General features: G+C 69.0%; 12 protein-coding genes. 3 read left to right on the top strand and 9 right to left on the bottom strand.

Annotated elements, in window-relative coordinates; all coding sequences use genetic code 11:
* The 4 genes from AC2ITM_RS19865 to AC2ITM_RS19850 all read right to left on the bottom strand — a co-directional run bounded on the left by AC2ITM_RS19865 (position 1) and on the right by AC2ITM_RS19850 (position 3,813).
* On the bottom strand, positions 1–966 hold the full coding sequence (locus AC2ITM_RS19865; RefSeq protein WP_486469887.1) for a Bug family tripartite tricarboxylate transporter substrate binding protein: 966 nt from the start codon (positions 964–966) through the stop codon (positions 1–3).
* Between the two features lie 51 nt (positions 967–1,017).
* Entirely contained in the window at positions 1,018–1,926 is a 909-nt protein-coding gene (locus AC2ITM_RS19860; protein ID WP_486469886.1) for an alpha/beta hydrolase, read from the bottom strand.
* Positions 1,923–2,741, bottom strand: coding sequence for an MBL fold metallo-hydrolase (locus tag AC2ITM_RS19855; protein ID WP_486469885.1), 819 nt, complete (start codon positions 2,739–2,741; stop codon positions 1,923–1,925). Before AC2ITM_RS19855 ends, AC2ITM_RS19860 begins: the two co-directional genes overlap by 4 nt.
* A 76-nt stretch (positions 2,742–2,817) precedes the next feature.
* Entirely contained in the window at positions 2,818–3,813 is a 996-nt protein-coding gene (locus AC2ITM_RS19850) for a tripartite tricarboxylate transporter substrate binding protein (protein ID WP_486469884.1), read from the bottom strand.
* 100 nt (positions 3,814–3,913) lie between these two features.
* On the opposite strand from AC2ITM_RS19850, the gene AC2ITM_RS19845 reads away from it, so the two are divergent.
* Both AC2ITM_RS19845 and AC2ITM_RS19840 read left to right on the top strand, forming a co-directional pair.
* Positions 3,914–4,855, top strand: coding sequence for a LysR family transcriptional regulator (locus AC2ITM_RS19845; protein ID WP_486469883.1), 942 nt, complete (start codon positions 3,914–3,916; stop codon positions 4,853–4,855).
* Between the two features lie 29 nt (positions 4,856–4,884).
* Complete coding sequence (locus tag AC2ITM_RS19840; protein ID WP_486469882.1) at positions 4,885–5,361, top strand: DUF3237 domain-containing protein; 477 nt, start codon at positions 4,885–4,887, stop codon at positions 5,359–5,361.
* 46 nt (positions 5,362–5,407) lie between these two features.
* Here AC2ITM_RS19840 and AC2ITM_RS19835 read toward each other — a convergent pair whose 3' ends face one another.
* The 5 genes from AC2ITM_RS19835 to AC2ITM_RS19815 form a co-directional block, all read right to left on the bottom strand.
* Positions 5,408–6,190, bottom strand: coding sequence for an ABC transporter permease (locus tag AC2ITM_RS19835; RefSeq protein ID WP_486470047.1), 783 nt, complete (start codon positions 6,188–6,190; stop codon positions 5,408–5,410).
* On the bottom strand, positions 6,187–7,434 hold the full coding sequence (locus AC2ITM_RS19830; RefSeq protein ID WP_486469881.1) for an ABC transporter permease: 1,248 nt from the start codon (positions 7,432–7,434) through the stop codon (positions 6,187–6,189). Before AC2ITM_RS19830 ends, AC2ITM_RS19835 begins: the two co-directional genes overlap by 4 nt.
* Complete coding sequence (locus tag AC2ITM_RS19825) at positions 7,431–8,477, bottom strand: ABC transporter ATP-binding protein (protein ID WP_486469880.1); 1,047 nt, start codon at positions 8,475–8,477, stop codon at positions 7,431–7,433. The genes AC2ITM_RS19830 and AC2ITM_RS19825 overlap by 4 nt, the downstream gene beginning before the upstream one ends.
* A gap of 55 nt (positions 8,478–8,532) precedes the next feature.
* Positions 8,533–9,591, bottom strand: coding sequence for an ABC transporter substrate-binding protein (locus AC2ITM_RS19820; protein ID WP_486469879.1), 1,059 nt, complete (start codon positions 9,589–9,591; stop codon positions 8,533–8,535).
* A 65-nt stretch (positions 9,592–9,656) separates the two neighbouring features.
* A complete protein-coding gene (locus AC2ITM_RS19815) occupies positions 9,657–11,051 on the bottom strand; it encodes an aspartate aminotransferase family protein (protein ID WP_486469878.1) in 1,395 nt (464 codons plus the stop codon).
* A 183-nt stretch (positions 11,052–11,234) separates the two neighbouring features.
* Between AC2ITM_RS19815 and pdxR the strand changes: the two genes are divergently transcribed.
* Positions 11,235–12,716, top strand: coding sequence for a MocR-like pyridoxine biosynthesis transcription factor PdxR (pdxR, locus tag AC2ITM_RS19810; RefSeq protein WP_486469877.1), 1,482 nt, complete (start codon positions 11,235–11,237; stop codon positions 12,714–12,716).
* Positions 12,717–13,454: the final 738 nt, after the last annotated feature.

The following is a 13,454-nucleotide window of genomic DNA, read 5'->3' as shown; positions in this document are numbered from 1 at the left end:
TCAGTTCGACAGGCCGAGACGGCCCGCCAGATCGGCAATCTTGGCATCCTCGGCGGCGATCAGGGCCTGCGCCTCGTCGACCGCGCGGGGGGTGAAGCTGCTGTCGGCGGCGGCAAGCTGCGTTCTGACCTGCGGATCATCGGCCATTCCGGCGACGGCGGCGTTGATCTGACGCACCAGTGCCGGGTCCATACCCGCCGGGCCCCAGATCACCAGCGGCGACAGCCAGGTGACATCGACACCGGTATCCTTGCAGGTGCGGACCTGGGGGTAGTTGGGCGAAGGCACCGGGTCGATCATGCACAGGATGCGCATCTGCCCCGCCTTCTGGTATTGTTCGGCCGCACCGATCCCCAGATTGCCGATGTCGATATTGCCGCCCTGGATGCCCGCCACCTTGTCGACCTCGGCCGAGGCCTCGACCAGGCGCAGCGACGTCCCCGTCGCCTGCATCAGCGCCCCGGCGATGAAATGCGTGCTGCCCCCCAGGGATACGCCGACGGTGCGCTGGCCGGGATGCGCCGCGGCATCGGCGACAAACGCCGCAAGCGTCTGCCAGGGCGCCGTCGGCGAAACCGCAAAGACCTGCGGCGGATAGCTTTGGGCAATGGCAATGGTGGTGAAGGCATCCAGCCCATGGGGGTACTTGCCGGTGTGCATGTTGACCAGCATCCCGGTATGATTGAACAGCAGCGTCAGCCCGTCGGGCCGCGCGGTGCGCACCTGTTCAAAGGCCACGGCGCCGCCACCGGCGGGCTGGTCGATCACCACCACCGGCTTGTCCAGATGGCGCTGCAGGTAATCCGCGACGATGCGGCCCATGATGTCGGTGCCGCCACCCGGCCGCGACGGGATCACCAGCTGCACGGTCCCGGTGGGCCAGTCGGCCGCCGCTGCCAGACGCGGCCCGATCACCAGGCCCGCGGCCAGCATCAGGGCCATCCGGCCGATCAATCGAAGTCTCATGTTCTCTCTCCTCCCCAGAAGATTCAGGATCCTGACGGCCCCTCCGGCGGATCAGCCGGCAAAGCGCGCCCGCAACCAGTCAACGACAAGCCCGCGCGCCTGCCCCGCGCGGCCCTGCCCGGCAATGACGAAACCGTGGTCGCAATCGTGGAACTGCCGCACCGTGACATCGCCCCCCGCCGCAATCAGCTGCCCGGCATAGCGCTGTGCCTCGAAGCGCAGCGGATCCAGACCCGCGATCACGATCAGCGCCGGAGGCTGACCGGCCAGCTCGGCCGGAGCGGCCATCACCGGCGACAGGAGCGGATCTGACAGCACCTCGGGATGCACCGCATAAAGCGCGTTGAAGGCGTGCAGCCGGTCGGCCGGAAACAGGCTGTGCGGCTCCAGCTTGGCCTCGGGCGGCGTCACCCCGTCGAGGAACGGGTAATCCAGGATCTGGCCGCACAGCCGGAACGCCCCCGAGCGCCGCGCCATCAGGCAGACCGCCGCCGTCAGATTGCCGCCGGCACTGTGCCCGCCCATGGCGATCCGCTGCACATCGACCCCCAGGGCCCCAGCCTGCCCAAAGGCCCAAAGCGCCACGTCGTGGCATTCATGCAGCGCCGCCGGGAACGGATGTTCCGGGGCCAGACGATAATCGATGTCCAGCACCACCGCATCCAGCCGCCGTGCCAGATGCGCGCAAAACAGCGTGTCGCGTTCCTGATAGCCGCGCACGAAACCGCCGCCATGGATGTTGATGAAAAGCGGGCGCGGCCCCGGGGCCTCGGTCTTCGGGCGCAGTTCCAGCACCCGCGTCGGCCCCTCGCGGGTGGGCACGGCACGTTCGCGCAGATGCACCGCCGCCAGATCGTCCCGCAGTGCCGGGTCGATGACGGTTTCAACCAGCGATGCGCCCCGCAGATGCCGGGCGGCGGCGGCGCGCTCGGCCTCGCCCCAGTCGAAGGCCCGGCTCATGCGGCGGCCTCCATCAGGCGGCGGATCTGCGCGACGCGGCCGTCGATCAGCCGGGTCCAGGCCTCGGGGTCGTGGAATGGGTTGTGACCGGGGCGGATCAAATCCAGCTTCTCGAGCATGCCGACCTGGGCGGGATGAGAGCCCAGCGTGATGTCGACCGGGATCGTGCGCAGCCTGGCCATGCTGTCGAGATAGGCCTCGCGCATCGCCGCCGTCAGCCCGGCCGAGGCCAGCGCCGCGTCGCTCAGGGTGTTCAGCCCGACCCCGCCATGCATGCCGCAGCGCATCCCCCCCGCCTCGAAGAAGAACGAGGTCGTGCCGGGCGTGTGGCCCGGGCTCAGCACCGTGCGGATCCGCCGGCGGCCCAGCTGCACGGGCGTGGCATCGTCAAAGAAGGCATCGGGGACGAAAGAACCGAACGGGTAGCCCTCGGCAAAGATCTGGTCGGGTCGGGCGCGCATGAAATCCCAGTCCTCGCGGCTCATCAGGATCTCGGCGCCGGTCGCCTCTTTCAGGACCCGGACGCCGCCGATATGGTCGTAATGCATGTGCGACAGCAGGATCTTGCGCAGATCGCGGGGATCAAGGCCCAGCTTGCGGATGCTTTCCAGCACCAGATAGATCTGCGGCTGCATCGTGGTGTCGATCAGCGCCAGCCCGTCATCCGAGGCCAGCAGGTAGGCCCCCACCCAGGCATTGCCGACATACCAGGTGTCGGGCGCCACGCAGAAGGGCTCTACCGCCACTTCCCAGGGGCGTTCGCAGCCCTGGCAGAGGCATTCATAGGGATCGGTCGGCAAGGGGGGGCGGGTCATCGGAACGCTCCTTGGTTCGGAAGGCCGGGGGCCGGGTCCGTCCCGGACGCCCCCGAAGGAAAATCCTGTGGCGGGCTCAGCCCAGGCCCAGCGTCTGGGCGGTGGCCTGGATGCGGGCATCAAGCGCCGCCAGCCGGGCGGCCCCGGCCGCAGGCGCCTCCAGCCGCATGGGCATGCCCATCGCCGCCAGGCGCGCAGACACGGCCGGATCCGCCAGCGCCCCGTCCAGCGTCTGCCGGATCGCCGCCACCGTGTCAGCGGCCATGCCCTTCGGCCCCAGCACCATGAAATCGAACCCGTAAAGCGCATCGGCATAGCCAAGCTCGACCAGCGAGGGCACGTCTGGGGCGGCAGGATCGCGATCAGGCGTGCCCGAGATCGTGGCCAGCATCCGCAGCCGTCCGGCTGCCACATATTGCAGCGTGCCCGCGGTGTTGATCATCGCCGCATCGATCTGGTGGCCCTGCAGCTGCACCAGCTTGTCGGCATCGCTGCCGGCCTCGACAAAGCGAAACTGCGCCCCGCTGTCCTGGGCCAGCAGTCCGCCCATGAAATGCGACGAGCCGCGGATCTGCACGCCCATCGACACCGCATCGGGCCGCGCCTTCGCCGCCGCCACCAGGTCCGCCATGCTGTGGCAGGGGCTGTCGGCGGCCACCGCGACAGCATAGCTGCCCCCGACCGGCATGTCGGCCACCAGGGTGAATTCGGTCAGCGGATCATGGGCATAGGCGCCCGTCCGGTAGGCCGTCAGAAGATTGTTGTGATAAAACAGCAGGGTCTGCCCGTCGGGTGCGGCGGTTCGCACCTGTTCGGCCGCCACGGCACCGCCCGCGCCAGGGGCATTGACCGCCACGAAGGGCGCCCGGCGCGCCTTCTGCATCGGCTCGGCGAACAGGCGGACCACCGCATCGGTCCCGCCGCCTGGGCTGGCGGGAACGTAGAACCGCACCGGCCCGCGCGGCCAGGAAGCCGCCGCCAGCGCGGGACCTGCAGCGGCAAGCCCCGCCAGCGCCAGCCCGGAGACAAGCAGGCCACGCCGGCTCGGCGCAGCAGAGATATCGGAGACCATGAAACTTCCTCCCAGAGCTTCGATCCACTTGCAGACTAGTGCCGATCCGGTATTATTGAAAAATAATAAATTCCCCACATGGATAAGCATCGGTTATACCTTGGCGACCGACTCCCTCTCGCTTCTGAACCGGTTGACGACACGCGGCCGGATGCGCCACATGCAGGCGCTGATCGCGCTGGACGACCTGCGCTCGATGAGCCGCGCCGCGCAGCGGTTGTCGATCTCGCAGCCGGCGATGACCCAGCTGGTGGCCGAACTGGAGCAGATGCTGGAGACGACGCTGTTCCTGCGCCATTCCCGCGGCGTGACCCCGACGGCGGCGGCGCGTGACCTGCTGCCGGTGGCCCGCCGGATCATCACCGCCGCCGAAGACGGAGCCGAGCTGATCGCCTCGCACAACCGGCGCGACGGCGGGCTGGTGCGGCTGGCGGCGACGGGGGGCGCGCAGACCAGCATCCTGCCGCGCGTCCTGCCGGGCTTCGGCGCCGGTCATCCCGACATCCAGGTCCAGGTCGGCAGCGTCGATGGCCAGGGCATCGATGCGGCCTTCGCCGGGGACGCCTTCGACATGGTGCTGTGCCGCTGGCGCGAGGTGGTGCCCGAGGGATGGGAATTCGTCACCTGCCTGCAGGATGCGCTGATGGTGGTCTGCGGCCGCGATCATCCGATGGCCGCCGGTCCCCCGCCCGATGCCCGGGCCCTGGCCGACGCGACCTGGCTGGCCAATCATGTCACCACCATCGCGCGGCACCATTTCGATGCCTTCGCCCGCGCCGCCGGCTGGCCCGACCCGCGCGAGGTCCAGATCGTCACGCGCTCGCCGCTGGTGCTGTGGCCGATGCTGCGCAGCGGCGAGCTGCTGTCGCTCCTGCCGGTCAGCATCGTGCAGTCCTGGATCGAAGCCGGAGAGATGACGGCCCTGGACACGCCGCTGACCCGCCCCCTGGACCCGATGGGCTATTACTGGCGGCCAGAGCAGGCGGGATCGGCCACGCGGCGGCTGGCAGCGACACTGGCGCGGCAGTTTCCCTGCCCCTGACCCCTGTTTCACAAAGAGGAGGACCTGACTTGGACATATTGGAGAAGACGCCGCTGCCGCGGATGGACCTGCGGCTGCTGTTCGAACTGGTGGTCGACATCGCCGAAAGGGAGGACCTGGGCACCGGCCCGCTGGGGCCACGCGGCATCGTCCCGATCCTGGGCGGAGAGATCCGCGGCGGGCCCGACCATCCGACGCTGCGCGGCACGGTGCTGGCGGGCGGCGCGGATCGCCAGCAGCTGCGCTCGGACGGCGTGAAGGAGCTGGACGCGGTCTACGAAGTGCGGCTGCAGGACGGCACGGTCCTGAGCCTGCGCAACCGCGTGCTGATCGACGATCCGGGCGACCGGCCGCGCTATGCGCGCTCGCGCATCCATGTCACCGCCCCCGAGGGGCCATGGGACTTTCTGAACCGGCGGGTGATCCTGGGCACGCTGCAATCGGCGCGCCCGGAGCGGGCCGCCGTCATCGTGCGCGGCTGGGATGTCGTGGACCTGCCGGGCTGAACCTGGCGCCCCGGCGGCGGCCCGGACAAGGCCGCCGCCGGGGCCCTCACAGGTGCAGCCGCCGCCGACGCGCGCGCAGCCACAGCCCCAGCAGCCCGATCAGCAGCGTCGCGATGATCAGCGCACAGGCGGCGGCGGCGATGGTCGGGGTCAGGTTGTCGCGCAGCTGGATGAACATCTCGCGCGCGATAGTCCGCTGGGTGGGCCCGGCCAGGAACAGCGTCAGCACCACCTCGTCCAGCGAGGTCGCAAAGCCGAAGACAAAGCCCGTGGCGATGCCGGGCGCGGCCATCGGCAGCGTCACCAGCAGGAAGCTTTGCCAGGGCCGTGCGCCCAGCGATCCGGCCGCCAGCTCGACCGAGCGGTCGATGCCTGCGAGCGCCCCGCTGACCGACAGCAGCGCGAAGGGTACCGCGATCACCGCATGGCCAAAGATCACGCCGGCATAGGTGCTGGACAGGCCAAGCCGCGCATAGACCAGCTGCATCCCCACCCCCATCACGACCGTCGGCACCGCCATCGGCAGCAGGAAAAGGCTGCGCGACAGCACGCCCACCGCCCCCAGCCGGGTCCTGAGCCCAAGGGCCGCCAGCGTGCCCAGCAGCGTCGCCAGCCCCGCCGCCCCGGCCCCGATCAGCACCGAGTTCACGATGGCCCGCCGCCAGGCCGGATCCTCGACCAGCTGCGCGAACCACTGCAGCGACAGCCCCTGCATCGGGTAGGTCAGGAAGGTGCTGCTGTTGAAGGCCAGCGGCAGGATCACCAGTTGCGGCCCCAGCAGGAACAGCACGGCGCAAAGGCCGAAAAGGATCTGGACGGGCTTCATCAGCGGGCCTCGCGGTTCTGGCGCCCGGCGGACAGGCGCTGATAGAGAAGATGCAGCAGCAGCGTCGAGACCAGCAGGATCAGCCCCAGGGCCGCCGCCATCGGCCAGTTGGCGGCGTTGATCGCGTAGAAGGCCACCAGCGACGAGATGAACTGGTCCTTCGCGCCGCCCAGCAGCGCCGGCAGGATGTAAAAGCCCAGCGACGACAGGAACACCAGGATCGAACCGGCCGCGATCCCCGGCAGCGCCTGCGGCAGCAGCACGTACCAGAAGCCCTGCCAGGGCCGCGCCCCCAGCGAGGCGGCGGCGGGCAGCAGGTTGCGTGGCATCGCCACCAGCACCGAGAAGATCGACAGCACCATGAACGGCAGCATCACGTCGGTCATCGCGACGACCACCGCCAGGCGGCTGAACAGCAGCGGCAGCGCCTCGCGGATCGCCCCCAGCCATTGCAGCACCTCATTCACCGGGCCGTTGGTCTGCAGCACGATGTACCAGGCCACGCAGCGCACCAGGATCGAGGTCCACATCGGGATCAGCACGCAGCCCAGCAGTACCACCCGCCAGGGTCCGCGCGCGGCCAGCGTCAGCATCGCATAGGGCAGCCCGATCAGCACGCAAAGCCCCGTCACCAGCGCCGAAACCCAGAAGGTGCGCAGCAGCGTCGGCAGGTGGATCGACTGGTCTGCGGGCATATGCGTGATGGCGCCATCTGCGCCGCGCTGGCGATCCAGCGCCGCCAGCAGGAAGCGGTCTGTATAGGGCGGCATGGCCGTGCGGATCGCCTGCCAGGGCGCGGGATCGGCCCAGCGGGGATCGAGCCGGGCCAGATCGACCGGCCCCTGGCCTGCGGCGGCACTGCGCGCGGCCTTCGCCATCAGCGACCGGAACCCCGAGGCCTGGGCATTCAGCCGCCGCGTCGCATCGCCGATCGCGTCGCGCGGGCTGTGGCGCAGATCCGCCACCAGCGCGTCGTTCATCGCCCGGGTCGGCGCCGTGCCGTCCCAGTCCTTCAGCGCATGGTGCAGCTGCGGGAAGGCCAGCGCCACCTCGGGATCCGAGACCGCCCTGGTGAAGGTACTGACCAGCGGCCAGACGAAGAACAGCCCCAGGAAGATCACCAGCGGCAGCAGCAAAAGCCCCGCCCGAACCCGGCGCGGATCGACGGCCACGCGCCGCAGGCCCGCCCGCGGCCCCCGGCGCGCGGTGTCCAGGGCGGGCGTGCCGGTCTGCAAACCCTCGCTCATGCCCGGACCACCCAGGCGTCTTCGGGGGCGAAATGGGCGGTGACGCCCTGGCCCTCGCGCAGGTGATCGTCCTCGCGGCCGGCGCGCAGGATCAGCCCGTCGTCGAATTCGATCCGCAGGTGATCGCCCATGTAGACCCGGTCGCGGATGCGGCGGGTGACGGCATTGGGCCCCGCACCCAGCCGCAGCCGTTCGGGCCGCAGGCAGATCGCCGCGCGCGTGCCGGTTTCCAGCCGCTGGGCCAGCTGGAACTGCTGGCCATCGGCGGTGCGCATCACGCTGCCCGCCGCGCCCTGGTCGCTGACCGTACCGTCCAGGATGTTGGTCTCGCCGATGAATTCGGCGACAAAGCGGCTGGCGGGGCGGTCATAGATCGCCTCCGGGGTGTCGATCTGCGCGATCTGGCCCTGGTTGAAGACGGCGATGCGGTCGGACATGGTCAGCGCCTCGGACTGGTCATGGGTGACGAAGACCACCGTCAGCCCCAGCTTGCGGTGCAGGGTGCGGATGTCCAGCTGCATCTGTTCGCGCAGCCGCTTGTCGAGCGCGCCGAGCGGTTCGTCCATCAGCACCACGCGGGGTTCGAAGACCAGCGCGCGGGCCAGTGCCACGCGCTGCTGCTGGCCGCCCGACAATTGCCCGGGGTATTTGCCCGCATGGGCCGACAGTTCCACCATGTCGAGGGCGCGGGCGATGCGCGCATCGCGGTCGCTGCGCCCGATCCGGCGCATCTTCAGCGGAAAGCCCACGTTCTGCGCCACGCTCATGTGCGGGAATAGGGCGTAGTTCTGGAACACCACCCCCATGTTGCGCTTGTACGAGGGCTGGTCGTCGATGCGGTAGCCATCCAGCCAGATCTCGCCCGCACTCGGGGGTTCGAAACCCGCGATCATGGTCAGCAGCGTCGTCTTGCCGGATCCCGAAGGCCCCAGCAGCGACACGAATTCGCCGGCCATGATGTCGAGGGACAGTTTCTCGATCACGCGGGTGGCGCCATAGGATTTCGAGACCTGATCGCAGCGGATGAAGGGGGGCTTGCTCATGCGGGAACCTTGGAATTGGAAAGGGCCCGGACCGCGCGGGGTCCGGGCCGGAGGGTCACTGGTTCAGCCAGGCGTTGAAGCGGCGGTTCAGCTCTTCGCCATTGTCGATCCAGAAGTTGGTGTCGATCGGGATCGCATTGCCGATGTTCTTGTCCGAGGTCAGCAGCTTGGCCTGCTGATCGGCCGGAACCTCGGCCATGGCCTTGGTGTTGGGCACGCCATAGGGCAGCAGCGCGGGCAGCTTCGACATGCGGTCGGGATCAGACATGAAGGCCACCAGCTTTTGCGCCTCTTCGGGCGACTTGGTGCCTTTCAGGATCACCCAGAAGTCCGAGGCATAAAGCGCCTGGTTGAACGTCACCTCGAAGTTGCGGTGTTCGGCCTGGGCATATTTGCGCAGCGAACCGTCATAGGCCGAGGTCAGCGCCACCTCGCCCGAGGCCAGAAGCTGCAGCACCTGGGCGCCGGAATTCCACCACACCAGATCGTCCTTGATCTGGTCGAGCTTGGCAAAGGCGCGGTCCTGCCCCTCGGGGGTGGCGAGGACGGTATAAAGGTCGGCAGGCTTCACCCCGTCCGCCAGCAGCGCGATTTCCAGCGTGCCCTTGGCGGATTTGCGCAGGCCCCGCTTGCCGGGCCAGGTCTTGGTGTCCCAGAAGGCGGACCAGTCGGTGGGCACGGTCTTGGTCTTGTCGGCGTCATAGGCCAGCGCGAAGGACCAGGTGATCACGCCCGCGCCGCAATCGGTCGCGGTGCCGGGCAGGAAGTTGTCGCGGCCGCCGATCTTGTCCCAGTCGAGGGGCACGTAGATGCCGTCGAAGCAGCCCAGTTCCTCTTCGTCGGCCTCGACCTGGATGACATCCCAGTTGACGTTGCCGGAATCGACCTTGGATTTCAGGATGCCATAGCCGCCGCCCCAGCTGTCCTGCTGGACGTCATCGCCGGTCTGTTCGGCGAAGGGCTTGAAATACAGCTCGGCCTGAGCGTCCTGGCCGGTGCCGCCCCAGCCGACCACGGTCAGCGGATCGGCCTGGGCGGCCAGCGGCAGCAGCAGGGCAAGGGCGCCCGGCACCAGCAGGCCGGGACGTCGTCGGAAAGAGGGAAGAAGGCGCATGGGAAGGATCCTGTCGGTACTGTTATGTCCTGATGAAGGGCCCCGGGGGACGGGGTGGCGCGGGCTCAGGCTGCCAGCGCCGAGGTCTCGGCCAGCGTGGCGTCAAGCGCCTTCGCCAGACCCGAGAGGATCTCGTCGACCTCGGAGGGAGAGATGATCAGCGGCGGGCAGAAGGCCTGGGCATCGCCCACATTGCGCGAGATGATGCCCTGATCCTGCAGCCGCGCGGCCGAGATCATGCCCAGCTGACCGGGTTTTTCCAGCGCCCGGCGGCTGGCCTTGTCGGTGACCAGCTCGACCGCGGCCAGCAGGCCCACGCCGCGGACCTCGCCCACCAGCGGGTGCCCGGACAGGCCCTGCAGCCCCGCGATCAGGCGCTGGCCCATCTCGGCCGCATGATCGACCAGGCCGCGTTCGCGGATCAGGCGGATGTTCTCCAGCGCGACGGCGGCGCAGACGGGGTGGCCGCCGGCGGTATAGCCATGGCCAAGCGCCCCGATCCGCGCGCTTTCATCGGCGATGGGTTCATAGACCGCCTCGTTGATCAGCAGGGCCGAAATCGGCTGGTACGAGGACGACAGCTGTTTCGACAGCACCAGGATGTCGGGCTGGATGTCATAGGTCTGGCAGGCGAACATGTGGCCGGTGCGGCCAAAGCCGTTGATCACCTCGTCGGCGATCAGCATCACGTCGTACTTGCGCAGCACCGCCTGCACCCGGGCCCAGTAATCGGCCGGCGGCACGATCACGCCACCTGCGCCCATCACCGGCTCGGCGATCATGGCGCAGACGGTATCGGGCCCCTCGGCCAGGATGGCCTGCTCGATCTCGTCGGCCAGGCGGATGGCGAAATCGGCCTCGCTCTCGCCGGGCAGGGCGCCGCGGTAATGGTGCGGGCAGCTGACGCGGATCATGTCGGGCACGATCAGGTCAAAGCTTTCGTGATTGATCGGCAGCCCCGTCAACGAGGCCGCGGCAATGGTGATCCCGTGATAGGCCCGCGCCCGCGAGATGATCTTTTTCTTCTGCGGCTTGCCCATCGCGTTGGAACGGTACCACAGCAGCTTCAGCGCCGTGTCGTTGGCCTCGGAGCCCGAGTTGGTGAAGAACACCTTGGAAAACGGCGCCGGGGCGATCTCCAGCAGGGTTTCCGCCAGTTCGATGGCGGGCTGGTGGCTGCGGTGGCCGAAGGTGTGCATGAAGGGCAGCTTCAGCATCTGCTGATAGGCGACTTCCGCCAGGCGCGGTTCGGAAAAGCCCAGGCCCACCGACCACAGCCCCGACATCGCTTCAAGATAGCGTGTGCCATCCGTGTCAAAGACATAGACCCCCTCGCCGCGGTCGATGATCATCGGGCCGCTTTGCTGGTGCTTGCGGGCATTGGTATAGGGGTGCAGCACGCTGGTGCGATCGCGTTCGGAAAGGTCCTGTGTCAGGGTCGGTTTGTTCAGGTCCTGCATAATAAACATCCTTTCGCGCCATGGGCTTGGCGCGTCTGTAAGCGTTTTGGAACTTGGGCTGCGGATCGCTGCTGCGACCCCTTTCCGAAACGCTAGCGAAGCCCTCTCCATCACCAAAGAGCCACTTGCCCAGAGACTTGGGGGGCCACTTGCCATCCCCGCCCCCGCCGGAGCCCGATCACGATGATTTCATCCCTTCCCCGCAAGGCGCTGACGCCCGACCGCCGCGCCCCGGGCACCCTGCGGGCCCAGCTGTTCGACCGGCTGAAGGCGCTGATCCTGTCGGGCGCGCTGCCTAGCGGAACGGCACTTCCGGCAACACGGGTGCTGGCCGAGGACCTTGGGCTGTCGCGCAACACCGTCTCATGGGCCTATGAGCGGCTGGGGCTAGAGGGCTACATCCTGTCGCATCACGGGCGGGCCTCGGTGGTGGCGGCGATCACGCCCGAGCCCCCCGTGCCCGATCTCGAGGTCCCCCCGGACCCCGCCCCCTGGCCGCCCGCTCCCCTGGAACAGGCCGCGCAGATCGTCCAGGACCGGGTGCTGTCGAATGTGCAGGCCGGGCTGGGCGGCTTTCGCGCCTTTCACCCCGACATCCGCGAATTCCCCTTCCAGACCTTTCAGAAACTGGTCGCCCGGCGGTTCTCGAACGGCACCGAGGCGGATTTCGGCTATGGCCATTTCGCCGGGCACATGCCGCTGCGCCAGCAGATCTCGGATTACATCCGGGCCAACCGGGGCGTCCAGTGCAGCCCCGAACAGGTGGTGATCACCAATGGCTCTCAGGGGGCGCTGGACCTGATCGCGCGGCTGCTGCTGCGGCCCGGGGACCAGGTGCTGATGGAGGATCCCGGCTATACCGGGGCGCTTGCCTGCTTTCTGGCCGCCGGTGCCCGGGCCCGGCCGCTGCCGGTGGACACGATCCGGGGCTGGCAGCTGCCGCAGGACGATGCGGCCCTGCGCCTGATCTATGTCACCCCCTCGTGCCAGCAACCGCTCAGCACGATCATGGGGCTGGCACAGCGCCGCCGGCTGGTCGCGCTGGCCCGGGACCGCGACGCCTGGATCGTCGAGGATGATTTCGACAACGAGTTCCGCCCCCCCTCGTGCTTCGTGCCGGCGATCCAGGGGATGGATCCGCGCGGGCGCACGATCTATGTCGGCACCTTCGCCAAGACGATGTTCCCGGCGATCCGCATCGGCTTCATGGTGCTGCCGCCCCCCCTGCTGGAGCGCATCGCCCAGGTGATGTTCGCCACTGGCCAGTTCACCGCCCTGCCACTGCAGGCGGCGCTGGCGGATTTCATCGCGCAGGGCCATTTCGCCCATCATATCCGCCGGATGCGCCGCATCTACGCCGAGCGCCGCGACCATCTGCTGGCCCGCACCGCCACCGAATTCGCCTGGGTCCTGCAGGCCATGCCCAATACGGTCGGACTGCAGGTGCCCTTCCACCTGGACCCCGCCATCCGCGACACCCGGCTGGCGCAGAGAGCCCGGCAGGAGCGGCTGGCGCTGATGTCGCTCAGCCCGCATTACAATTGCGCGCCACGCGTCAACGGGCTGGTGCTGGGCTACGGCACCCTGCCGCTGCCGCAGCTGGACCGGCGGCTGGACCATCTTCTGCGGCTGCTTCGGGGGCCCCATGGCGCCGGGGCCGCCTGAGGCCGCCACGGGGCGGCCGGGCCTCAGCCCCGGGCACAGGGATCCTCAGCATCTGCAAGGCCCCGCCGCCCGGCCCTTTTCCCAGAGGTGGTGCGAAGGCTTGCCAGGCAGACCACGGCTTCGGCCAGATCGCGGGTCCGGCCGAACCGGCGCAGGGGCGCCATGGCTTCGCGCCGCGCCCGGTCGGCCGGATCGGCACAAAGGCCCTGGGTCAGCCGGGGTGGAACAGGCCGGGGCTGATGCTGTTGGTCCGGGTCGCCTCGGGGACCCATGCCACGCTCCGTTGCCGGGGCGGCATCAGCATCGCCGCCTTGGCCGTGGAATAGCCGTCCGAACCCGGCTGGCCGCTGCGGCCCGGGGTCGGGGCAACCTTGGCGAAGGCGGCCGGTTTCGTGGGGTCACAATGGCGTTGCCGCGCCCGGGCCGCCAGCCGCCGACATTGATGTCCATCTGCCGGTGCCACGCCTCGACCAAGAGCCAGGCAAGGGGCGCGGGCGCCGACATCGCCGCATTGTTGACCAGCCCGCGCAGCTTGCCGAACAGAGCAGACAGGCGGCCTTGGCCGCGGCATCGCCGGCACCATCCACGGGTTGCAGGGCCACCCCGTCGCCGAACGCGGCCAATTCTCGGCCCCCTGTGCGGGCCGGTCCCGCATCAGCACCCGGACGCCGGCCTTCGGCAGGGTCAATGGGATCGCCCGCCGCAGGCACCGGTCACCGGGCAAGGGGGCGCGGCAAT

It is taken from the genome of Pseudooceanicola sp. NS-SX9 (assembly GCF_057380705.1).
The sequence above is the reverse complement of the archived record's forward strand: the minus strand, read 5'-3'. Positions and strand labels throughout refer to the sequence as shown.